Origin of the sequence: Bradyrhizobium sp. KBS0727 (assembly GCF_005937885.2) — a bacterium.
In the GTDB taxonomy this organism is placed as follows: domain Bacteria; phylum Pseudomonadota; class Alphaproteobacteria; order Rhizobiales; family Xanthobacteraceae; genus Bradyrhizobium.
In genome coordinates this window covers 1963470-1987334 of record NZ_CP042176.1, presented here as the reverse complement: position 1 = coordinate 1987334, position 23865 = coordinate 1963470, and the positions used below count along the sequence as shown (strand labels likewise).

Below are 23865 nucleotides of genomic sequence, written 5' to 3'. Positions count from 1 at the left end.
AGATTCTCGTTAAAATTGCCGCTTTTCAGAAACCGGAGACACGCCGCGGATGCGTGAAACGCCCTTAAACTGCAGGTCGTTCGGCTGCAAGGCGCTCACTATCTCCGGTTGACCGGCTGGCGTGGCTGGCGACACAGTGCCGAATTCCTTGCTAACAGGAATTCTACAGGGAAAAACGCGGCGTTTCAGACTTTGATCGGCAACTTTGGATCAATCGAGCGACACCATAACAAATTCGACGATCACCGTACAACGACGCCAGGAGATTGGAAAAAAATCACCTATAGAGCGGTTAGGCGCCGTCCACTTTGCTGCGCATAACGGACGCATGCCAGACATCATCTCATGTCTCGAAATTGCCACGACGAGACGACCTATCAAAAATCCGGACCAAATACGTCGTTGTTGAACTGGGCTGCCGCGTCATCGTTCTCCATGCTGTTGATCATGTTCTGCTCGGGATTTGTAAAGCCGCCAGACGATAGTGTGTCCGCAGGCAACGCCCCAAAAGCGGCACGATATTTATCCATCGCGGCCACATTGCCGACGTAGGCGCAGCTGCACCCTGAGGGGTCCGCGTAGACGTAGTACGGACGGTTACCCTTCCTTCGCAAAAGGAATTGGTTTGGAGGAAACGACATTAAACGTGTCACCATCTCGGGGGTGGTGGCGGCAATGGGATTGAACCCTGACGATATCAATAACTGCCCTGTCGTTTGCTGGGCGTAGCCGGAACTATCGGGCACAAGCAGGGCAAGAAAAATAATGAGGCTTACAAAAGCCGACGCCGGTCTGAACACCATCGTCTCTCCAACGCTTGCAGCCATCGGCCCTATGATGACGGAATGCCTACGAACGCTGCACTTTCATTGAGTTGCCATAGCTTCGATCTTCTTGAGAGCTTCTACGCAACCGCTCGAAGCCGTCGATTTGTTCGCTAACAGACACGCGGCGATTCGACCCTGGCCCGGCACGGTCTTTCCGCATACGCCCGTTATTTCGGCTTTGCATGCGATAACGCCGTCTTTCAGAGCGTCAGCGGCAGTTTGCACGTTGGTCGCGGCCTCTCCCAGTTCGAACGCGCATTTGACGCTTATTTTGTCCTCATGCGCTTGCATGCAGTAGATCATGCGCCCCTCTCCGGGCGTCACCGTTCGACAGTACTTCTTGATGTCGTTTGCGCAGACGCTTTCGAGCTTTGCGACTTTTGCTGTCAATTTTTCCCGAATCGTCTTTTCGAGATCCGCCTGCGCGAAGACGGGACCAGCCGACAATAAGGCCAGGAAGGGCAGTAATCCCAGCTTTGCCAGCAAACGCGTTTTGATTGTCATCGAATGTCCTCTGATGTCTGGCTACGAGCTGACCGGCTTCTGTCTCCTGGTCGCGATGGAGGCTGAGGATCGCATTTTGCTCATACCTCATTGCGCCAGGGCAAGCGTGAGACTTGAAACTCCAAGAGACAAGTTTATCCCGACTGACCCTTCGACCGAAAGCGGTTGCAAGGCGATCGAACGTCCGGTTCCGCCGAACAGGAGGTTGGCACCAACGCCGACACCAACACCGATCGCGCCACTTGCCCCCACATAGGTGCCGGCTAGCGCCCCGCGCCTCGGACCGGCGGTGGGTGCAAATACGCCCCATGCCATGACCCCGCCTGCCGTGATGCCGACATCGAGGCCTATTGTGCCCATCACACCAACATATGCTTCAGGTGGATTAGGGCCATTGGGCGTGAAACGGCAGGCCATCCGCTGGCGGGACCCAAAGATCAGGCCGATGGAAGGCGCCATCTTGCAAGTGAGCGTGCCGACGCTGGTTCCCGGCGATTGCTGGGCAACTGCGGGTGAGACAAACGCGGTAGCGAGCGCAATAAATACCAGCGCAACGAATTTGAACATGACAATATTTCCCGCTTTCTGGAATTATTTGCTGGCGGTAAAAACTATATCATCTCGTCTCGAAACGACTATGCAATTTCGGCCGATGCCGTGCATACGACTGCCGTAAATTCACCCCGTGGCGCTGCGCCAGCCGCACCAGCTTTTCGCGGGCCCGGTTCAGAAGCTTGGCATCGGCACCCAACAGGCCAGGCTAGCAGCCTATCGTCCCGAAATAGCAGGAAATTCCATAGACACTCAGCGTGGTTCTTCGGCAGCCCGCGCGGCTTGACACCCAGCATGCACACGCATCATCGAGCTGATACGCGCGCCTTCATTCCTACAGCGTTCGTGGCAACAGTGTTCTATTTTTCAGGCAACAGCTTCGTAAAGAGCCAATTCATTCAGACTTCTAAGGAACAGCAACCATTTGTCTCCGCTATTTCCATGTCCACCCCAATCGCGGCCATTATGGCGTAGGTACGCAGCGGCCGTAGGGGGCATAATAGTAGTAGCCGTACGGACAACCGACCGGGGCGGGAGCGCCGTAATAGCCGGGGCCATAGTAGGCACCTGCGGCCGCAGCGCCGACCGCGGCAGCACCGACAGCGGCAGCACCGATTCCGACCGCCACTCCCGGACGCACGCCGCGGTAGTAGCCACCACGGTAAACGCCACCGCGATAGACACCGCCACGGTAAGCACCGCCACGATAGACACCAGCGCGATATGCGGATGCGTCAGTTGAAACAGTCGCAATGAACCCGATACCGATGATAGCGGATGCAGCAAGCGAGAGAATGGCTCGACGTGACATGATTGATATCCTTTCTTAGTTGATTCAGAAGACTGGCTAAGAAGGCGATGGCAGGGTGCGCTCCACTAGACCCGTACGTTTCTTATCATCAGATTTGATTGCGATCCTCGAACAATCAACCGTGTCCGTGTAGAACTACATGGCCTCTTTCGTACTGCTATTGCAGGGTTGCGTTGATCGTGATTATCGACGTTCCGGAACCATTCGGTCCATTGCCCCTCGCCCGAATGGAAAAAGTATCGCTACCTCGATATCCAGACTGTGATGTGTAGACGAAAGAAGACCTGTCGATCCGTTGCAGCCTCCCATGCGACGGCCTTCGTGAAACGCTCGAACTCAATATTTCGCCTCTCACACTGAGAGAAAACAAGCAACTCCCCCCGGAATTGATCATTATATAACCGGTCGAGTTAATGCCCCAATCCGATGGTGATCCCGACATTGGGCACTGAGGAGCATTTTGGGCAAGTGCTGGCATCCCCGCTGCTAACCATCCCAGCATACCCGCGATCAGTACTGAACCGGCCTGCGTCATATGTTTCATTTGGGGCTCCATCGATGTACGGTCGGATTAAATCGAGCGCGATGAGTTCCCGCTATGCAATATCGGCCAGCGTCGTTTCTAGGCCAGGACCAACTTGGCATATTTGTAGATCAACGTCGACCAGCGACGGCGCGGCTATCTCCAAAATGAGAACCCTGCTCCGGGCCATTCATTCTCCCAGGTCCCAGACTCCACTACAGCGAATAAGGGGCCGCGGCGCTCTGTCCGTAGCCAACCGAATGTACCGTCTGTGAGGTGAACGAACGCACGCCTTCCATGGCTTACCGAATTGGCGTCGGCTTGCACCGTGGCGCGTGGGCACTATCGCGTTTTTGGCCTCCGAGGCGTCACGGCAACCAGGGGCTCAGGGCCGCGGTCATGTCATGCGAACGAATTTAGTGTCGCTATTGGGCCGTCATGGATTCAATTTTCTGGAAGGGCTCCACGCACAACCGGCGCAACTCGCGGCAGTCGAGCTGGGAGGTCCGCCGCGAAAACGCCGGTGGTGGCAACAGATGTTCCTATAGCGATATATTTTTCATCGTCCTTGCCCCACAGCCAAAACAGCTACCGCAATTTGCCGTGACTGCGGTCATCGCCAACGACAAAGCACGTCATCAAATGCGCCTGCCAATTCAAAGGAGAACCATATCGCTGGAACGTTTTCACACAGCCTGGAGCGAACATTAAGAAGGGTATCCCGGCACAAGCTGAAGAAATCGTAACCGGCAGTTATTCTGCGCTCTATGCCCAGCTGCTGGTTTTATGCTACACGTCGGACATTCGACTACAAGGCTGCCGTGGGTGTTGCGCGTTGCTTCGCTGCGAGCGCGGCTTCGAAAATGGAGGCCCCGTCACAATGGCGCGAACGCGAACTGCATGGGTGCTTGCCCTCGTATTGAGCGCGATTTTATCAACTCCCACCCTTGCCCAGGCAGAGCGGACTACAGTTAGAATTCAGGACTATCCTGGTACAGGCAACATGCTGTTTCGGATTGCCGCATCAAAAGGCTTTTGCGAAAAAAATGGAATAACCTGCGAACTGAAAATCATCGCTTCGGGCCCTCTCGGCGCGCAGGCCCTTCTCTCAAGAAGTATCGATGTCGGCTTCTTTCCAGCCGAAGTGCAAATCAGCGCTATGATCGCAGGCGCAAAACTCCAAGCTATCTTGAGCGGGGCGAGACTTAACCCGTTCGTGATTGTTGTTCGCAACGAACTCGACGTCCCAGTTGCGGGCAAGCTATTTCCGGATTTTATGGTTGACCTCAAGGGTCGAAGGATCGGCGTCCCCGCGCGGGGAGGAAGCGCGGAACTTCAATTTGGACTGCTCGCGAAGAAGGCTGGCCTTGCGCCGACGGATTTCACATACGTAGCCGTAGGTGCGCCGAATACCTCTTATGGCGCGCTAATCTCCAAACAAATCGATGCCAGCATGTCATATGAGCCCTCTGGCTCGATGTGTGATGTGCTTCGGACCTGTAGGGTGTTATTCAACCTAAGCGAAGCCAGCGAGCCGGCTGAGATTGTCGACACCAACGGCGGCGTAACGAACTCGGTAGTGACACAGGAGATGGCTGAAAGAAACCCGCACGTCGTCGACGCACTGATCGCAGCGGCTAAAGATGCCGAAATCTTCCTGCAGGATCCCGTTAATTTTGACGAAGCGCTCCGTATTGCAAAGTCCTTTTTCAATTTTGATCTTCCCAAGGGGGGTGAGATTATGGAGATGTCTTTCAGGCGAACACTTCCGACGCTCCGTGCCCCCATCAGTCGTTCAGCGCTCAAGCAGATCGCTGATAATATGCTAGCAATGAAACAGATTGATGTCCCGTTCGATACGACGCGGCTGGTTCATGCAAAAGCGCCTTAACAAACAACAGGATGCGCTCGTTTCGTAACCTGATTGTCGGGGAGCAGTGAAGAAGAGTTGGGGCCTTATCGCGCCCTCACCTCAACTAAGGCTTCAAGTGATGACGGGCGATTGGAAGGGCCTCGGCAATCATCGGGCCGTCTATTCAATGTGACCGAGGGGGTCTCACCAAACAAAGTTCGATAAGCTACTGAGAAGCGACCCAACTCCCAGAAACCGTAGTCGGTGGCTATTTGCGTTACCGTTGCGGTGGAAGGGGCCGCCCGCACCAACGCGCGGCGGGCCAAGTGCATTCTTCTTAAGCTGAGATAACGGATAGGTCCTAGCCCAATATGCTCTTCGCAAGCAGCTCGCAGGGTCCGTTCGGCTGCGCCGACGGCTGCGCAAACTTCAGTTAGATACAGGGGTGTATTTGGATTTGCTTCCAAAAAATCTTCGAATCGTCTGACGACAATCTCGTGGTTAAGAGTGCCTTTGCCTATCGCTGAAACGGTGCCTTCCGTCAAACATCTGACCAGCACGTGAATCAATTGCTGCTCAAGTGCTCTCACGACTTCCGGCATTTCGAGTAGTTCGGGCGTGGTCTTGGCAATTGCTCCGGTCAACTCATGCAGCCTTTGAAATCGCTCCATGAGTTCTGGGCTTGGCCGAATGAAGTGCTTGCTGCTTTCTGTATCAAACCCGCAACCGACCATGGCGTTGCACGCCGTAGCCAAATCCTCAGGGCTTAGAGAAACCGATCCAAGGCGGTAGTTCCCAGCCGTTATTGCGTGCTGCACGTCGAAGTCGTCCGCGATTAGCTCACCTTTCGCGAACAGCCTTCCACAGTGGTACACCTCGGGCTGATCCTCTGTGAGGAAGCTGAATACCCTGCGACCGCGTTTTATCGCGCCTTTGTGGACACGTGGCAAATTTTCGCTAAGGCGCTGCATCCATAGCTTGTCCAATGTGGCTTGCGTGAGTTCGGCCCGAAATTCCCCCTTCGCGGTAGGAATTATTTCCATATCGGCGGCGCGAATTGCTTCCTGAAATGGAAAGGGGTCGGTGAAGGTGAGAGTTCTGACGAACGCCACTTCCAGCTCCATAAGACGGCGTTTTCCTTGCGCGCCGCGCGCGAGAATATGCTCTATTTTGAAAACAAAATCCGCAGGACACCATGCAAAATGCGGCAGCAATGCCGAAAGTCGCTCTTGACGAGGCGGCTCGGTTCGTTTTGCTCCGTCAAGTTTCCGCAGATTGCCCTGCACGCGCTATGCGATTTCGGCCAAAAGTTCGATTAAACCGATTTCGCCCTCGGGCGACGCAATGTGGACGACGGCATCTCTCCGAAGACGTTGCGATAGGCTACCGAGAAGCGACCGAGTTCGACGAATTGATAGTTTCTGGCTATCTTTGCGACACTTGTTGTCTCTGGATCGGCGCGCAGTAATTCAGAGCGAGCCATGTTCAACCGTCGCAGTAAAAAATAGCGGCCAGGGCTTATACCCAGAAATTCATTGCAGCACATCCGCAACGTTCTCTCGGGTACGCCGACTGCGGCACAAAGCGCGGATAAGTTGAGATGCCGATCGGTATGCGCTGCTAACGCATTCTCGAATCGCACCATGATTTCGGCGTGATGCCGGCGCGTCTCTGAATGGTCTTCTGCACCGTCGGCCGTCAGGCAATTGACCAGGGCATGTAACAATTCCTGCTCCAGAGATCGCACGACTTCCGGGTTGGCAATCAGTTCACGCCGCGTTTCAGCAAGACGGCAAGCGCTCGAATGAAGTCGCAGCAGGTGCGATGCGGCCGCCTTTGGCGGCCTCAGCACCCGACGGTGTGCGGGCGCGGACAATTCCGAGCCAGTTAGCGCCGATCCACAAGCTGAGAGTTGATCGGGCGGCAATGAGATAAGACCCCACTTACCTTCGCCGGGCGTCCATTGGTGCGTTCGCTCGCCGCGGCTATGGAAAACGATATCGCCAAACCGCAATTTGAGCCCGCTCCATATCAGAGGTGCCGCGCTCGTTGGAAATACAACAACGACCCGCTCCGGCGGTAGAGACACAAAGGCAATGCTCGGCAAGCTTTCGAAGCCGCGAAGCACACGAAGACGGTGCAGGTTCAGCCAGGTCAAGCGAGCCCTGAACTCCCCGCCGCCAGTGACGATAAAATCGACGCTCGCGCTCTTGCTGCTCACACTGCCAATACCGGCCTGATAGCCGTCCGGGTCGGTAAACGTGGCGGCGCCACTTTCCGTCATCCCCTCACCCCGCTGAACGCGCGATTTTCCGCGAAGCGCGATCGCTGAACGTGCAGCATGCAGGATCGGGCGCAGGTATCGCTATGCGACTTCGGAGCCGGAAGAGAAATCACGTCGCCCCTCTGAGCCCGCGATCCGCAGCCGCGATTCATGGCGACGACGCCTTCCTTACCCCGCGCTGCTTTCCTCGGGCGGCCATCCTGATCAAACCCGTCTCCGCCCATAGTCTCCCGAAAACGGGAATATTCGCCGACAGGGCCGGAGACTTTCGGCGATTTCCACCTCAAGTCCGGCGAATTGGGAGCTTGGAGACCAAATCGAATGCGCGAAAAGCCGGGATTTCCGGCGCATTCTCGCGTTTCCTCGGGAGCCTGGCCGAACCCATAACTGACTGGCTGGGGCGCCAGTGCTGATCGCACCCGTCTCCAGCCAATTCCCTGCTAACAGGGAATTTTACAGGGAAAACTGCGATTTCGAGGTTCCCGGGATCGATTTTATGGCAGGAAGCGGCTGTGCCACATCGGTTTTTCGCGCAATTCTCTGCGCAAATTAACAGGGAAACTATTTCGAAGAACAGGGAACTTCTTGGCAGGAACAGGGAATGTGATCGACCAAATTGCCATTCCCTCTCGCAACTGTACTCCAAACACGCGTCGTCCGAAGACTATCGAAGAGCAGCTTTGCACCAGAAACGGACGATGGCACGAAACGGACCAGCAGCTCCGCTGATGTCCGAACATCAGACGAGCGTTCTCTCCATCATACGGCCATTCTTTGAACAAGACTAAACGCGGTGTTGGCGGCTGTTCGACCCGACGAACAGCCGACCTTACCTTGGGATGACGTTGGACGGAAAAGGAAACGCCAATGAACTCCATACCCACTTCGAAGGCAAATCAGCCCCCCGATGCTCCGGTCCCGCGCGCCGATGAACGACTCGCCCACGCCTACGGACAGATCACACGCGCGGGTGAAGAGCTTGCACGTGTGAGTGAACAGGTTGCAAAAATGGAGCACGACGCCGAGCGCCCACCTTCGGCCGGACCTCCTTCGGCTGGATCTCGCCCGCAATCACCACATGGAAGGCCGGCGCTCCGGGCGCTCGTCGGCTTGGTGCTGGCGGCGTGCATCGTTGTCACTACCCTGGTTTTGCAGTCGACCTATGGAGACGGGGCCAAGCTGGTTGTCGCCCGTTGGGCCCCGCAGCTCGTTTCAACATCGCCGTCGGAAACTCCGCCGGCATCCGCCCGGCCGGCGCCATCTACCGTTCAAGTGGCCGCGGCAGAAGCAACACCACAGCAAGCAACGCCGTTGCCTCAGATTGCACTGCAAGAAGCCACGCCGACAACTACTGCTGCACATCCTGATCACACAGAGTTGCTGCAAACGATGGCACGCGATCTCGCGAATCTGGAGCGAAGCATCGAAGAGCTCAAGGCGAACCAACAACAACTGGTCCGCGACAGTTCAAAGGCCATTGAGGAGCTAAAGGCGAACCAGGAAGAGATGAAACGCGTACTAGCGAGGGTCTCCGAGCAGAATCCGCTCAAGACGTCACCGCCTCCTGCGCAGCCGACTCCGACCTTGCGCAAGCCCGAGCGGACACTTCAGTCGCCGCACGCAAGAGCGCCGCCTCGATTCCGAAGAGAGTGGATCTACGACGACGACTGGTAGCCGGCGATGCAGCGTCCATCAAAGGCTCGGCTCGGAAAAGCCCACGACGCGCTTAGCCTTGGCTGATTTCGGGTTTGCTGACGTCGGAACTTTGTCGAACGGCCGCTTTGCCGCCAAAAGCAGTCGCCCGCACGCCATTTTCTTAGGTTCCGCGTGAGCGCCGGTCGATCGGACTGCCAGGCATCCGACCGTCAGTGCCAAAGCGGCTCCGTCTGCTCCCGCTGGTTCTCCCACGGTATGCGGCCTACATTGACTACAAATGAGCAACGCCCTTCACGTCCCCTTTGACGCCGCGACCGTGCGAACAGCCGAGGGTACGCGTTCGCCTGCGTACCCTCGCCTCGTTGTCGCAACGACGATCCTGGCATCGAGCTTGGCGTTCATCGATGGTTCGGTCGTCAATGTTGGACTACCGGCGATCGGTCGGAGTTTTCATGCGGATGCCACCGGCCTGCAGTGGGTTGTCAATGCCTATTTGCTTCCCTTGAGCGCGCTACTTTTGCTGGGAGGCGCAGCGGGAGACCGGTACGGCCGCCGCCGTCTCTTGATCGTGGGCGTTCTGCTGTTCGGTCTTGCTTCTCTGGCTTGCGCGGCAGCGCCGACTCTTTTCCTGTTACTGATTGCTCGTTTCGTGCAGGGTGCAAGCGCGGCCATGCTGATGCCGAATAGTCTCGCGGTCCTGGGCCAGAGTTTCTCGGGAGAGGCGAAAGGCCGCGCGATCGGCATATGGGCGGCGACCGGAGCGGCCGCGGGCGCGATCGGACCTGTCCTTGGCGGGTGGCTCATCGATGCCGGCAGTTGGCGCCTCGCCTTTCTGATCAACGTTCCGCTGTCTGCCGCTGCGATCGTGCTGGCGTCCCGTTACGTCGACAAGGACGTCGACGACGCGGCCGGTAATCTCGACTGGTTAGGGGGAGCGCTGGCTACAGCTGGTTTGGGCTTGGCGACCTGGGCCCTGACCGAAGGATCCGGCCGGGCCTGGTCGCCTTCCGCCCTCATCGTGCTGGGAGCGGGCTTGATCTTCTCGCTGCTGTTTCTGTTTGCGGAGCGACGGCTCGGCGACAGCGCCATGATGCCGCTCTCGCTGTTCGGATCTCCGAGCTTCGTCGGCCTCACGCTTTTGACGCTCCTGCTGTACGGCTCTCTCGGCGGCTTGTTCGTACTGGTGCCCTATGTGTTGATCCAGGCGAGCGGGTACACCGCGACGCAGGCCGGCGCCGCGCTCCTGCCTTTGCCACTGGTAATCGCCATGGCATCACCTGCCGCCGGTGCGCTGGCGGCCAGGGTCGCTCCACGATGGCTGTTGACCACAGGACCGGTCATCGTCGCGGCTGGCTTTCTCCTGACGCTGCGGATCGGGTCCGTCACAAGCTATTGGCTGGGGGTGTTCCCCGCGATGGTCGTGATCGCTTTGGGAATGGCTTGCGCGGTCGCCCCACTCACGACAGCGGTACTGATGTCCGTCGACAGCAGCCACACGGGTGCAGCATCCGGGTTGAACAGCGCAGTAGCGCGCACCGGCGGATTGGTTGCTACAGCCCTTGTTGGACCTGTGATAGCGTCATCCGGACCTGCTTTGCTTTCGGCTTTTGGTCTCGCCGCAGCGATGGGCGCGGTCATCTGCTCGTTAGCGGCGGCGAGTGCCGCTTTGTTGATCGCCCCGATGGCGAAAGCCCAACCATTGATACAACGATGACGACCGTTGCCGACCGTCTTCCTCGTCTCAAATCCCGAGAATGCCGATCCTACTTATTCTATGTTCGGGCCATCCTGGACTCTTACTTCCACTGCCAACACAGTGGTGTCTTAGCGAATGTCCGCCAAGAGCGGTCATTGGCACGAAGTCTTTGACCTAAAGCGGCCAACATCTTCAAACTGAAGCGCATAGGCGGTGTGACCTTGGGGCAGCCCTAATCGGCCGGTCGATGCAGGGGTGATACCGCGAATTGAGCATCGAAAGCATGCCTGAAGGCCACCCGCATTTCACCGAGGGCTACATGAGCAGAGGTTCGTCTGGCATATCCGATCCATTCAACCTGCCATCATCAGAGACCCCAGAGCGGCAGTACATGCGACGTAATCATGGCGTAGCGAAGGTTCTCCTATTCGATCGTCCTCTAGCGTTCCGTCTCGACGCTGATCACGTCCCCGAAAAGATCCCATTTGCCGTTCGAAAATTTCATAATCTTGAGTTGCTCGATCGGCGCGAAGTCCGCCGCACTAGTCTTGACGTGAATGCCTGTGATCAGCATATCCGGAACAAACTTCTTGATGCTGGTCGCCTGTTTCATGATGTTGACTCGGGTAAGGTCGTCTCCGCACTGTTCGAGCACATACACCATGGTCTGTGCGGCAGCGTAACCGTAAGCCAGATTTGAGTCGGCGACATTGGCGCCCGGCATGTACTTTTCAACGAAGGATATGAACTTCTTCATGCCGGCATCATCTTTCCATTGCGGGTCAGACGCATCCTTCAGGAAGCCTGCCGAGAGGATACCCTCAGAGGCATCGAGGCCGGCCGGCTGCATCACCGTACCGATCGAAATTGACGCGTCAGTCATCAAATGGATTGGCCTCCAGCCGATCTCATGCATCTTCTTGATGGCCTGCGCGACGAACTTCGGCGTGGAGATGTTGACCAGTACGTCGGCGCCGGTGCCCCTCAGCTTGACGATGTGAGAGTCGATGCTGGGCTCGCTGTTCTCGTAACTTTCCTCGGCGATGATAATCCTTGAAGAGTTGTCGCCGAGGATATCCTTCAGCCCGGCGACATAATCCTTGCCAAAATCGTCATTCGCGTAGAACACTGCGACCTTGCCATCGGGCTTGTTGGCCAGGATATACTTGGCAAAAATCCGCGCCTCCGCACGATAGCTCGGCTGAAAACCCATAGTCCAAGGAAATTGCCCGGCATCGTCCCACTTGCTGGCGCCGGACGCGATGAAAAGTTGCGGGACCTTCTTCGCGTTCATGTACTTCTGCACCGCCGACTGGGTCGGCGTGCCGAGCGGATTGAAGATCAACAGCACCTCATCGCTCTCTACGAGCTTGCGGGTCTGCTCCACCGTCTTGGGCGGGCTGTAAGTGTCGTCATAAGAAATGAAGTTGATCTTGCGGCCTTTGACGCCACCCCGATCATTGATCATCCTGAAATAGGCTTCCTCGGTCTTGCCGACGATGCCATAAGCCGAAGCCGGGCCGCTGTATGGGCCGGTATTGCCAATCTTGATCTCGGTGTCGTTCGCACCGGCATCGTATTTTTTCTGGGCAAGCGCACTACTTTCCGCAAGCAACACAATGGCGGCCGCAATTGCGGCGAGTTTGGACGTAAAACGGATCATCGAATTATTCTCCCATTCAATACGGGTGGTGCGGTGGAGCGACCATACGTCGTCTGACTAGATGTCTTGTTCGGATCGTCGATCACGCGTTTGCTTCAGCGTTTTCAGTGAATCCTCGTCCGGAGACCGCCAACAGGATCAGCGAGCGGAATCGGACGAAGGAATAACCGGCAGCAGCACGAATGGCGGATTTCCGGGATCGAAGTGAAGCGTATTGATTCCTCCAAAAATGTCTGACGGACGATCTTCCGGATCATCGTGAAGGAAGGGGCCGGAGCCTTTCAGCATGTTTTTCGCGGTTGATAGGAACGTGGCAGCGCCGTCCCATTCATAGTCGCGCCCCAAAACAGTCAGGCCGATGCGATAGCCTTTCGGAACTACGATGCAGGTTGGCCAAATTTCGACATCGAGTCGAACCGGAACGTCAGGTATGAGCGGCTGCAGCTCGTCATGGCTATGGTATGGACGATAAGGCGTCGTCTTCGCTTGATCGAGTTTCCGATGCGATGCGCGCAGCCAGCCCTGTCCTATCGGTGCATGCGGCTCGACCGCGCCGAAGAACGTTACCTCGCGATCGTCGGCATCGAACAGCCGCAGGACAAGGAAGACATCGGCGTCGACGGTTTTCGAGGAGACCAGTAGACGGCTGGCAACAGGTCCCGTGATCTCGGTTTCGGTCTCGAACGGCGCCGTCTTGAAGGTCAGTCCTTCGCCCATCGCCCGGTAGTCCAGCTTGCTCGGCGCGCTTGAAGGTTCGGTCGTTAGCGACATGCGTTCGAAATCGAGGTAAAATTCCGTCCATTGGGTCCGGGCCAGCGGCCACTCGTTTTCATGCCGTACGGCGAATTTCGTTTCACCGGGGCGCCTGATCTGCATCTGGATCGGAGGCTGATCCTCCCAGCCTGTCCGTTCGCCCTTGAGGAAGTGGCCGAAAAACCGTTTCTGCATGGCAACGCCATAGTCGGTATAGAACTCTGCCCAATGCGCGCCACCGTGAAACGCAAGCCACTTCTGCTTTGAGGCTGCCCCGAGATAACCTTCGACATTGCCGCGCAGATGCAGGCCCTGACCTCCCCAGTTCGCGGCTGAAAGCAGCGGAATTTCCACCGCCAATAGATCCCCGTTTGCCGCGCGATGAGAGGCATCCTCGAGTGGATGAGCGAGGAGGCCGCGACTGACAACGCGATTGCGTGCCAATTCTTCGTCGGTGAAAGTTTCAGGCCCGCAAACCGTTTCACCTGTCACGCGGCTGCGCCGGCCACTATCGCCCAGCCCGTGCTGGAGCGTCAGAACCTGGATATTGAACCAGTTCTTTCCGAACGTGCAGAATATGCCGCCGTGACGGGATGCTTCTCGATAGCTGTCGGAATAACCTTCCCAGATGCAGATTGCCGCAAGATGGGGTGGGCGCTTGGCGGCAGCCCTCCACTGGTTAGCGCCGTAGTACGAGATGCCGTTCATTCCAATCTTGCCGCTGCACCAGGGCTGGCGCGCGAGCCACTCGATGCAGTCGTAAATGTCTTGCGTCTCCTGCGGACTGCTGACAGCGAGGAAACCTTCAGATCGCCCCGCTCCGCGGGAGTCGACGCGGACGAGCGCGTAACCATCGGGAACCCATTTCTCCGGATCGGGTACCTCCCAACACTGATAGAGATTCGACGTATTAGCGACCGCGTCAGGATTGTCTCTCTCGAGGATTTCCCACGCCGTCTGGTAACCGTCCTGCCAGGCAAGACCCTTGCCATATGGACCATAGGTCATCAGCGCCGGAACAGGCTCCTCACCCAGCGGCCTGAAGATGTCGCAACGCAAAATGACGCCGTCGGGCATCTTAATTTCGACATCCCAGTCAACGCGCATGCCGTCGCGGACTTCGCTCTTCGTCGTCATTTCAGCCTCCCATCCGCATCTCTACGGTCGCACTCCCGCGGAAGCACGATGATGATCTCGATTTGTTGGAGTTGGCTCGGCGTACCGACGCAGGACCAGAGTTTTAGTGAAGCAGTCCGGCTACGCCATCGGACGCGGCGGCTTCAAGCATTTTCCAGCCCTGTGCTCGCCATTTTCCATCCACACGCTCGGAGATTTCTGGCGTTTTCAGCTCTAGACTTGCCTCAGACGGTCTGGGCAGTCCCTTTGCCTTGTCGAGGAGACGCTATGGGTGTCTGGCGTCGTAATCCAATACTTAATGACTATTTGACCGATGCCTCTTCGGCATCGCCTTGGATCAGAGGCTGATGGCGAGCATCGCCAAGAGTGCTCAGTCGCACCGGCCGAAGGCGCCCTGTTGCTTCAGCTTCTCGACCTGCTCACGGATCAGCGTCACCATGGCTCGAACAGCCGGCGTTAACGGACGGTCGGTTCGCCATCCGAGTACACGATCCAGACTACAGTCCTCGACTCGGCACAAAGAGAGGTAACCCCGCTCGTCGTCTCCGCAGACGGCGCAATAGGGTAACACCGAATAGCCGATGCCTGCGCGGATCAATTCTTTTAGGACGGGGAGATTCTCAGTTTCAACTCTGAACTCGAGCTCCTGTCCAACGCTGAGCGCACTAGCCTCAAGCCTGGCGGTCATCGAACTTGCACCGCCCGCCGCAACCAGTGGCAGCCGCACCACGTCAGCCAGCATGCAATTCGACCCAAAGGCGAACTCACCAGGGGGGCCCGCAAGGTAGACCGGTTCGCGCACCAGCGTGACGCTGCCGATGCCGGCCTCGGTCAGCACGCGGCCTGTCGGCAGAATTGCGAGATCAAGCACCCCGGACAAGAGTTGGTCACGAAGGTAGGCGACTCCATCGTAAAGCCGCAGACGCACACCAGGATAAAGTCGCAGATACGTCTCAACGAGCGGCTTGAACAGAACGTTCGCGATCGATCCGGGAGCACCTACCGATACCGAGCCACGCGGAACGCTGCCCTCGGAGCGGACATCAGCGATGGCCTGCTCTGTCTGTCGCTGGATAAATTGGGCGCGCTCAAGCAACAGCTCACCGGCGTTGGTAAGGATGATTCCGCGTCCTCCCCGGAAGAAGAGCTGCACGCCCAGATCTTGCTCAAGCCGCTGGATTTGGCGTGTTAGGGCAGGCTGGGCGATCCTCAGCGCCTCAGAGGCCCTGCGAAAGCTGCCAAGCTCGGCGATGCGAATGAAATAGTCGAGCTGCTTCTGATTCATTGCGTCCCTATTCCTAGGAAACACCCCCGGCGAGGCCCCCACGACACAGTCATTCAAGATGGCCGCAAATCGCCAAGGCATGATTGGTGTGACTTGCCGGCTATCAGTCGTGGCATCGACATGCGGTCAATCAGCACGGCCAGAGTTCAGCGTGACCTTGCCTGCGTGCCACGCCGACTCGGCGTCCTGACGATCTCGAGTACCCTCGCCCGTGCATTCAAAGCTCCTCAGCCCTGCCGACGTATAAACCCGGTGATCGTTACCTTCTCCCAGATGCCGGCCGCGGCAAAGGGATCCGCGCGGTTGAACGCTTCGACTTCAGCGCGGCCGGGGGCCTCGATCAGGAACAGGCTGCCGATCATCCCCTCGCCGTCGTCGGAGACGAGCGGACCGGACATTACGATCTTGACGCCGAAGCGCGAAGTGTCGCTAAGGAATGCCTTATGCGCATCGTAGTTGGCGAGCCGGGTCGGGAGCGCGCCCTCGCGATCGAGGGCGTGAATGGCAAACAGCATGAGAACTCCAATCTGAAAATGAGACGGCCGCCGCGAACGGCCGTCCGGGGTTTGATCAGCATGTGGGGCTTACTTGCTACCGAGCTTGCCGGCTTCCTCGAAGGTCGGGCAGGACCGCTGTTCCAGCGGCACATCGAAGGGCTGGAAATTGTCCTTGGTGATGACGGTCGGTTTCAACACGATCTCCCTGATGACGGGCTGGTCGCGCAGGTTTCGGATCGCCATCATGGTGCCGAGGCAGCCTTGCGTGAAGCCATTATAGTCGCCGCTTGCGAGCAGCTTGCCGGTCTTGATGGCGTCGATCGCTTCCTTTGTGCCGTTGATACCAATCACCTGCGCCTTGCGATTGGCGCCATCGAGAGCCTCGATCGCACCGATTGCCATGGCGTCGTTGGCGGCAAGCACACCGTCGATCTGTGAGTTGGACTGCGACAGGTTCTCCATCACCTGGAGCGCCTGCAGCCGCTGGTAATTGCCAGGCTGTGACGCCAAGAGCTTTGCGCCCGGATTTTCCTTCAGCGCATCATTGAAGCCGCGCACGCGATCGATATTGGTCAGCGAGCCCTTGACGCCTTCGATGATAACGATGTTGCCCTTGCCGCCGAGCGTCTTCAGTAGATAGCGCGCCGTCTCCAACCCGAGGCTGTAGTCGTCAGCGCCGACGAACGAGACGAAGTTGCCACCGGCTGAACGGTCGGTGATGTTGACGACCGGGATCTTGGCGTCGTTGATCTTCTCGACCCCCGGAACCATCGCCTTGTAGTCGACCGGCGTGAAGACGATGGCGCTCGGTTTCTTCACCACGACGTCCTCGATCTGGCTGAGCTGCTCGGGGATCGAGTCCGGCTTGGTCGGGATGTATTGCAGCGTCTTGGCGTTCAGTGATTTCGCCATGTTGTCGGCGCCAACGCGTACAGTCTGGAAAAACGGGTTGGTTTGGTTCTTGGTGAAGACGGCGATGGTCTCGCCGTCGGCGCGCGCCTGCGTCGTGAATGCAGCCGCCAAGATCAGCGGCAGTGCCAGGTAGCTCAGTTTCTGTTTCATGTTATCTCCATCCCTCGTCTGGTTTGTTGGATTGCTCGAGAACTCATTGCGTCCGGCGGCCGGTCTTCATGTCCAGCCAAACGGCGAGAACGACGATGATACCTGTAACGAGCGGCTGCCAATTGGCACTCACCGACAGGAGGTTCATGCCGTTCAACACCAATGTCAGGATCAGCGCACCGATGAAGGTGCCGAACATGGTGCCGACGCCGCCAAACAGCGAGGTGCCGCCGATCAGCACGGCCGCAATCGCCGGTAGAGTCAGGCTCTCGCCGATATCGGCCTCGGCCGAATTCAACCGCGACAGGAAGATGATCGAGGCGAGTCCCGCCATCGTGCCGGAGACGGCATAGACGAGCAGCAGCAGCCGTGCGACCGGAATGCCAGAGAGACGCGCGGCGACGGGATTGGCGCCGATCGCGTAAATTTGCTGTCCCCATATCGTCCGCTGTGCGAATAGCGTGCCGATCGCAAGGAACACCAGCAGCAGATAGACCGGAATGGGTAGGCCGAATAGGTAGCCGCTGCCGATCTGGCGGAATCCTGCAGGGAAGCCATGGATGGTTTCGCCGGCCATGTACCAGTACGTTAGTCCGTTCAGCACCCAGAGCATGCCGTAGGTGGCGATGAACGAGGGGATACGCAGCGCCGTGACCATGACGCCATTGAGGAACCCGACGATGCCGCCGCAGGCAAGTCCGGTGAGAATGCCGAGGGCCGGTGAGCCGGTCTTGTGGATCACCGTGCCGGCAATGCAGGCGGAGAGCGCGACATTGGCGCCTACCGAGAGGTCGAGGCCGGCGGTGAGCACGACCAGCGTCAGGCCCGAGGCGATGAAGAACGTCAGGCTCGCTTGCCGCAGCACGTTAAGGATGTTGCCAAGGCTCAGGAAGGAGTCGCTGACGGCGGCGAGCACGGCGCAGATCAGGAGTGCCGCCAGCAGCCGATAGAACAGCTGGATTGCGTCCTGCGACAGGAAAGATCGCGGCGGCGCGATGGCCTCCTTGGTGATGTTGGTCATGACCGGCTCCGTAGACCATCCAGGAACAGCGCGACAATGACGAGGATGCCGACACTCGCGACCTGCACCGAGGATGGCAGCGAGATGAGATTGAGTCCGTTACGCAGTACGCCGACGGCGATAACGCCAAGCACGGTGCCGAGCAGCCAGCCATTGCCGCGCTCGAACGAGGTGCCGCCGACCGCGACGGCCGCGATCGCGTCGAATTCCAGCCCAAGGCCTGCGGTCGGGTGCCCCGAGTTCATGCGCGCGGTCATGAGAAGCCCTGCGACGCCGGCCATCATGCCGCCGAGCGCATAGACCGCGATCAGGAGCTTGTTGGGCGAAAGGCCGGCAAATCTCAGCGCTTCACGATTTCCGCCGAGCGCGAAGATGTAGGTACCAAAGCGTGTGTGGTACAGCAGAGCGTGAAATGCGGCGTAGGTTACCAGCGCCATCACGATCGGCACTGGCACGCTAAGGAGTTTCGACGAGTAGATATCACGCACACTGTGGGGAATGCCGACCACGCTTTGGCCGTCTGAGACAATGAGTGACAGACCTTGTGCCACGCCGAGGGTGCCCAGCGTTGCCACGAACGGCGGAATGCCGAGGATCGCGACCAGCGAACCATTGACCGTGCCGAAGGCGACGCCCACGAGAACGCCGGCGCCAAGGCCGAGCACCATTGACTTGGTCGCGACTGATACGATGGCGACGCAGAGCGAGGTGAGCGTCAAGACTGCGCCCATTGAGAGGTCGAGCCCTTCGGTCATGATGATCAGCGTCATCGGCAGCGCGAGCATGGTCAGGATGGTCGACTGCACGAGCACGTTGGAAAGATTGGCAACCGAAAGGAAGCCCGGCGCGACAGCACCGAACACGGCAATCAGCGCGACCAGCACAAAGGCGACGCCAGGAATGCGCTGTAACGGATTGGATTGTGAAACGACCGCGGCTTCACGCATGATGCATCCCCATTCGCACGATGTTCTCCTCGGTCAATTCGGTTCGTGACAGATGGCCGGCGATTCGCCCTTCGCGCATCACATAGGCGCGGTCGCAGACATGGCAGATCTCTACCTGCTCCGATGAGATCATCAGCGCGGCAGCGCCTTCGCCGACAAGGCGGTCGATCAACGCGAAGATTTCGGATTTGGCACCGACGTCAACGCCGCGCGTCGGTTCGTCGAAGATGAAGAGCTTAGCTCCGGCCGCGAGCCACTTGCCGATCACGACCTTCTGCTGGTTGCCTCCGGACAACAGGCCAACGGTTTGACGCGCGCTCGGGGTTACGATGCGGAGCTGCCGGATCAGATCGTCGGCAGTGCGCTGGCTGGTTCGCGGATCGAATAGACCTCTCGGGAATAATTTGCGGAGCGCCGAGACCACGAGATTGTCGCCGACGGAGCGAAGCAGCGCGAGGCCCTCGCTCTTGCGGCTTTCAGGGATCAAGGCAATGCCGCGCCGGGCGGCGACGTCCGGCTCGCCGGAGATCGGCTTACCGTCGAAGATGATCTCGCCAGACGTCGTCGGATCAGCGCCGAAGATGGCGCGCGCGACCTCGCTGCGGCCCGAACCGACCAGGCCGCACAGGCCGACGATCTCGCCCCGGCGCACCTCGATGTTGATGTCGAAGATCCCCGTCGGCGAGGTTAATCCCTTGACTTGCAGCAGCACCTCGCCGTGTCGGTCGGCAAAATTGCGCGGATAAGTCATGTCGACGGTGCGGCCGACCATCATGCGAACGAGCTGATCGGGTGTGACGTCGGCCGGGCGGACGCCATCGATGCGGCGGCCGTCGCGGAGGATCGTGATGCGATCGCCGAGCGCAAATACCTCGGCCATGCGATGCGAGATATAGACGATGGACACACCATCTGCCTTCAGCCGCGCGATCAGCGTGAACAGCAGCTCGGTCTCGCGATCGGACAGCGCTGCGGTGGGTTCATCCATGACCAGGATGCGCGCGTCCTGGCTAATGGCCTTAGCGATCTCGACCATCTGCTGCTGCGCGACGCCGAGCGTGTTCACGGTGACGGAGGGATCGATGTCGAAGCCGATCGCATCCAGTACGCGCTTCGCTTCGGCCAGGATCTTGCGGCGGTCGATGGTGCCGGGGATGAGGCCTTTCGGCTCGCGGCCGAGGAAAATGTTCTGCGCAATATCCAGATACGGAACCAGCGAGAACTCCTGGAAGATCACGGCGATGCCGAGCTTCTGCGCGGCCGCGGTCGAGGTGATCGCGACCTTCTCGCCCTTGTAGAAGAACTCGCCGGCGTCGGCGCGGTAGGCGCCGCAGAGCACCTTCATCAGGCTCGATTTGCCCGCGCCGTTCTCGCCGAGCAGCATATGGACTTCGCCGGGGAAAACCGCAAAGGACACGTCGTCTAGCGCCTTAACGCCGGGAAATTCCTTGCTGATGCCGCGCAGCTCGAGCAGCGGCGTTGCGGATTCCTCGCTGGCAGTCTGAGCGGCCATCTTCAACGCTGTGCTCATTGGCGCACTCCCGCAAAAATCTTTCCGGGATTCATGAGGCCGTTCGGATCGAGCGCAGTCTTGATCGACCGCATCACGTCGACGGCTCCGCCCAGTTCGTCGGCGAGAAAATCAATCTTCCCAAGCCCGATGCCATGCTCGCCAGTGCAGGTGCCGTCCATCGCGATGGCGCGGGCGACCATGCGGGCCTGGAGCGCTTTGGCGCCGTCGATCTCCTCGGGCTTTGCGGGATCGACAAGGATCAACATATGAAAATTGCCATCGCCGACATGGCCTACAATTGGCGCTGTAAAGCCGTGTTCGTCCGCATCGCGACGCGTATCCGTCAGGCATTCGGCGAGCCGCGAGATCGGGACGCAGACATCTGTGATGACGGCGCGCGCGCCGGGCCGCAGGCCGAGACCCGCATAGAGCGTGTTATCGCGGGCATGCCAGAGCCGGCTGCGGTCTTCCGGCGCCTTGGCCCATTCAAAGCCGCGGCCGCCAAATTCGGCGGCAATCGCCTGTGCTAGTTCGGCCTGTTCCGCAACGGACGTCTCCGAGCCGTGGAATTCGAAGAACAGCGTCGGCGCCTCGCGATAGCCGAGCTTGGAGTAGGCATTGATGCCGCGCATCATGACGTCGTCGAGGAGTTCGACGCGTGCCACGGGAATGGCCGCCTGGATCACGGCGATCGCCGTATCGACCGCGTTGTGCAAGGTGTCAAAACTGCAGACCGCGGCTGAGATCGCCTGGGGCAGTGGATGCAGCTTCAGCGTGATCTCGGTGATGAGGCCGAGCGTGCCTTCCGCGCCGACGAACAGCCGCGTCAGGTCATAGCCGGCAGAGGATTTGCGTGCGCGCTTGCTGGTGCGGATCACGCGCCCGTCCGCCAGCACCACCTCAAGCGCCACGACGTTATCCTTCATGGTGCCGTAGCGTACTGCCATCGTGCCGGACGCTCGCGTCGAGCTCATACCACCGATCGATGCATCCGCGCCGGGATCAATCGGGAAGAACAGGCCGGTGCCGCGGAGCTCTGCGTTGAGCTGTTTTCGGGTAATGCCGGGCTGAACCACGACATCCATGTCGCTGTCATGCACCGTCAGAACCTTGTTCATGCGCGCGAAGTCGAAGCAGACGCCACCCGCGACCGAAGCCGCGTTACCCTCCAGCGAGGTGCCGGCGCCGAACGGGACGATCGGCATGCCCGCGTTGGCGCAGAGCTTGACGATCTCCGCGACCTCGTGCGTCGTCTCCGGAAAGACGACGATGTCCGGCGGCAGCGCGCGGTAATAGGATTCGCTCTGGCCGTGCTGATCCAGCACGCCCTGCGCCACGCTCGCGCGCGGCCCGATCACGCCTGCGAGACGTTCGGCCAATGCGGCTATGCTGACCCGTGGTTCCATGGTCTCTCCCCGTCTGCGTTCTCGTGCGGACTCTTGTCGGTCCGTTAGGTTTGTTCCGGCTTAAGCCGCCTACGCGCTGCTTGCGACCTGCTTCAGGCCGAAATCATAGTTGAGATGGACGAATGCGGCGTCCATGATGCGACCATCCGGCGCGCGACCGGGCGCGCAGCGTATAAAGTCGCGGATCAGGCTGTCCTTGACGCCAAACACCACATCGGAGTCGAGGTATTTGTCGCCGGCCACGAACACATGCGTCACAAGCTGCTCGAAGCCGGGCGCCGAGATCATGAAGTGCACATGCGCGGGACGCCAGGGATGACGCCCCTGCGCTTCCAACATATCGCCGACCGGTCCATCATGCGGGATCGGGTAGGCGGCCGGCTTGATTGACCAGAAATGGAAGCGGCCGTTCGCGTCGGCGTGGAACCTGGCACGCATCGCGAGATCGCCGATCTCGTCGAGCTGCTGAACATCGTAATAGCCGTCATTGTCGGAATGCCAGACGTCGACCACGGCGCCGGCGAGCGGCCGCCCATCGACGGTCGAAACCGAGCCGGTGACGATCATGGGGTCGCCCTCCATCGAGCCGGAAATGTCATCGCCGTTCTGTTTTTCGGGGGCGGCCTGGACGAAAAACGGACCGAGCACAGTCGTTTCAGTCGCGCCTTCCGGCACCGGATGATTGATCGCGTCGACCAGCATGGACACGCCGAGCGTATCCGACAGCAGGATGAACTCCTGGCGCTTGTCGTCGCACATGTGTCCGGTACGGGTCAGGAAGTCGATGCCGTATTCCCATTCCTTCTGCGTCGGGCGGATCTCGCGCACGAAGGCGTGGAGATGGCGCACCAGCGCCTCGCTGACTTGCTTTACGCGCGGATCGGTTGTGCCGGCGATGCGTTCGAGCGCTGCATCGGTAATCGTGTTTTCGTTGAAGTTACGCAATTGCGCCTCCTTCGATCAGAGTTTGGGCTCGCCAAGGCCGGACAGCCGTTCAAGGTGCTTAACGGTGGCGATGAAGTCGGTCTCGCCGTCGCCCTGCGCGACCAGCGCGCCGTAGGTTTCGCGCACCTGCGCAGCAAGCTGAAGCGGTACGCCGATGGCATGGCCGGCACCGAGGATGAGGTCGAGGTCCTTCGCCATCTGCTTGCAGGAGAAGGTCGACTCGAAGTCGCGGGTCCTTAGCGGCGCAGTCTTGTATTTCACCATCGGGGACGCTACCGCGCTGTCGTCCAGCACATTCAGGATGTCCTGCCAGGGAATTCCGCCCTTGCGTGCCAGCGCCAGGCTCTCGGCCATCATCGCCGCCGACACCGCAATCATCAGATTGACGGCGAGTTTTGCATAGCGCGCTTCCTCGCTCGGCCCGAGATAGGTCTGCGCGCGGGTGAAGGCAGACAATAGCGGCTTAGCGCTGTCGAAGGCGTCCTTCGGGCCGGAGACGAAGCAGGACAGCGCGCCAGTGTGGACAATGCTGGCATTTCCGGACACTGGCGCACGCAGGTAAGCGAGACCGCGCGCCTGTGCGGCGGCGGCGACCTCGGCAGAGGCCTCCGCGCTGACGGTACTGGTCTCAATCAGGACGGCCTTCGGCGCCATCGCATCAATTAGGCCGGTCGGGCCCAGCATGACTGTGCGCAAGGCCGCATCATCCGGCAAGGACGTAATCACGGCGGCCTTGCCGCTCACGGCTTCGAAAGGCGAGGCCGCACTAGAAATACCTTGCGCGCGCGCTTCAGCAAGTCGCGTGGCGCTCTGATCGAAGGCGGTGACGGCGAAGCCGGCCTTGGCAACCAGTACTGCCATCGGCAGGCCCATCTTGCCGATTCCGATAAAGGCGACGTTTTTGGAAGCTTCTGTCATTCAAGTTGTCCAT

The 23865-nt window shown here is 59.1% G+C and carries 21 protein-coding genes; 4 read left to right on the top strand and 17 right to left on the bottom strand.

What is annotated here, in order from left to right:
- Positions 1-377: 377 nt before the first annotated feature.
- From FFI89_RS09135 to FFI89_RS34695, 4 genes are all read right to left on the bottom strand, one after another.
- Positions 378-803 (bottom strand): hypothetical protein, encoded by a 426-nt coding sequence (locus FFI89_RS09135; protein WP_138834849.1) that lies wholly within the window; start codon positions 801-803, stop codon positions 378-380.
- Between the two features lie 63 nt (positions 804-866).
- Positions 867-1331, bottom strand: coding sequence for a cysteine rich repeat-containing protein (locus FFI89_RS09130; RefSeq protein ID WP_138834847.1), 465 nt, complete (start codon positions 1329-1331; stop codon positions 867-869).
- 87 nt (positions 1332-1418) lie between these two features.
- Positions 1419-1898, bottom strand: a complete 480-nt coding sequence (locus tag FFI89_RS09125) for a DUF992 domain-containing protein (RefSeq protein ID WP_138834845.1) — start codon at positions 1896-1898, stop codon at positions 1419-1421.
- A 448-nt stretch (positions 1899-2346) separates the two neighbouring features.
- Positions 2347-2511 carry a hypothetical protein gene (locus FFI89_RS34695; protein WP_210249096.1) on the bottom strand — a complete coding sequence of 55 codons (165 nt, stop codon included), beginning with the start codon at positions 2509-2511 and terminating at the stop codon, positions 2347-2349.
- 1144 nt (positions 2512-3655) lie between these two features.
- Between FFI89_RS34695 and FFI89_RS09115 the strand changes: the two genes are divergently transcribed.
- Complete coding sequence (locus FFI89_RS09115; RefSeq protein WP_138834842.1) at positions 3656-3928, top strand: hypothetical protein; 273 nt, start codon at positions 3656-3658, stop codon at positions 3926-3928.
- Positions 3929-4097: 169 nt separating this feature from the next.
- Positions 4098-5108: an ABC transporter substrate-binding protein gene (locus FFI89_RS09110; protein ID WP_138834840.1), complete on the top strand. Its 1011-nt coding sequence runs from the start codon at positions 4098-4100 to the stop codon at positions 5106-5108.
- 65 nt (positions 5109-5173) lie between these two features.
- Here the strand turns inward: FFI89_RS09110 and FFI89_RS09105 are convergent, their stop codons facing one another.
- Positions 5174-6355 (bottom strand): AraC family transcriptional regulator, encoded by a 1182-nt coding sequence (locus tag FFI89_RS09105; RefSeq protein ID WP_138834838.1) that lies wholly within the window; start codon positions 6353-6355, stop codon positions 5174-5176.
- A gap of 29 nt (positions 6356-6384) precedes the next feature.
- Positions 6385-7353: an AraC family transcriptional regulator gene (locus FFI89_RS09100; RefSeq protein ID WP_138834836.1), complete on the bottom strand. Its 969-nt coding sequence runs from the start codon at positions 7351-7353 to the stop codon at positions 6385-6387.
- Positions 7354-8220: 867 nt separating this feature from the next.
- On the opposite strand from FFI89_RS09100, the gene FFI89_RS09095 reads away from it, so the two are divergent.
- Complete coding sequence (locus FFI89_RS09095) at positions 8221-9027, top strand: hypothetical protein (protein WP_138834834.1); 807 nt, start codon at positions 8221-8223, stop codon at positions 9025-9027.
- Positions 9028-9400: 373 nt separating this feature from the next.
- Positions 9401-10723, top strand: coding sequence for a DHA2 family efflux MFS transporter permease subunit (locus FFI89_RS09090; protein WP_246669396.1), 1323 nt, complete (start codon positions 9401-9403; stop codon positions 10721-10723).
- Positions 10724-11144: 421 nt separating this feature from the next.
- Here FFI89_RS09090 and FFI89_RS09085 read toward each other — a convergent pair whose 3' ends face one another.
- The 11 genes from FFI89_RS09085 to FFI89_RS09035 all read right to left on the bottom strand — a co-directional run bounded on the left by FFI89_RS09085 (position 11145) and on the right by FFI89_RS09035 (position 23852).
- Entirely contained in the window at positions 11145-12368 is a 1224-nt protein-coding gene (locus tag FFI89_RS09085; protein WP_138834830.1) for an ABC transporter substrate-binding protein, read from the bottom strand.
- Between the two features lie 138 nt (positions 12369-12506).
- Positions 12507-14258 (bottom strand): CocE/NonD family hydrolase, encoded by a 1752-nt coding sequence (locus FFI89_RS09080; RefSeq protein ID WP_246669395.1) that lies wholly within the window; start codon positions 14256-14258, stop codon positions 12507-12509.
- 370 nt (positions 14259-14628) lie between these two features.
- Positions 14629-15543 (bottom strand): LysR family transcriptional regulator, encoded by a 915-nt coding sequence (locus FFI89_RS09075; RefSeq protein ID WP_168212841.1) that lies wholly within the window; start codon positions 15541-15543, stop codon positions 14629-14631.
- A gap of 227 nt (positions 15544-15770) precedes the next feature.
- Positions 15771-16058, bottom strand: coding sequence for a YciI family protein (locus tag FFI89_RS09070; RefSeq protein WP_138834826.1), 288 nt, complete (start codon positions 16056-16058; stop codon positions 15771-15773).
- Between the two features lie 69 nt (positions 16059-16127).
- Complete coding sequence (locus FFI89_RS09065) at positions 16128-17102, bottom strand: sugar ABC transporter substrate-binding protein (RefSeq protein WP_138834825.1); 975 nt, start codon at positions 17100-17102, stop codon at positions 16128-16130.
- A gap of 43 nt (positions 17103-17145) precedes the next feature.
- On the bottom strand, positions 17146-18123 hold the full coding sequence (locus FFI89_RS09060; RefSeq protein ID WP_138834823.1) for an ABC transporter permease: 978 nt from the start codon (positions 18121-18123) through the stop codon (positions 17146-17148).
- Entirely contained in the window at positions 18120-19070 is a 951-nt protein-coding gene (locus FFI89_RS09055) for an ABC transporter permease (RefSeq protein ID WP_138834821.1), read from the bottom strand. Before FFI89_RS09055 ends, FFI89_RS09060 begins: the two co-directional genes overlap by 4 nt.
- On the bottom strand, positions 19063-20601 hold the full coding sequence (locus FFI89_RS09050) for a sugar ABC transporter ATP-binding protein (protein WP_246669394.1): 1539 nt from the start codon (positions 20599-20601) through the stop codon (positions 19063-19065). The genes FFI89_RS09055 and FFI89_RS09050 overlap by 8 nt, the downstream gene beginning before the upstream one ends.
- A complete protein-coding gene (locus FFI89_RS09045; RefSeq protein ID WP_138834819.1) occupies positions 20598-21989 on the bottom strand; it encodes an FAD-linked oxidase C-terminal domain-containing protein in 1392 nt (463 codons plus the stop codon). Before FFI89_RS09045 ends, FFI89_RS09050 begins: the two co-directional genes overlap by 4 nt.
- 69 nt (positions 21990-22058) lie before the next feature.
- Positions 22059-22934, bottom strand: coding sequence for an intradiol ring-cleavage dioxygenase (locus FFI89_RS09040; RefSeq protein WP_138834817.1), 876 nt, complete (start codon positions 22932-22934; stop codon positions 22059-22061).
- 15 nt (positions 22935-22949) lie between these two features.
- Complete coding sequence (locus FFI89_RS09035; RefSeq protein WP_138834815.1) at positions 22950-23852, bottom strand: NAD(P)-dependent oxidoreductase; 903 nt, start codon at positions 23850-23852, stop codon at positions 22950-22952.
- Positions 23853-23865 lie beyond the last annotated feature (13 nt).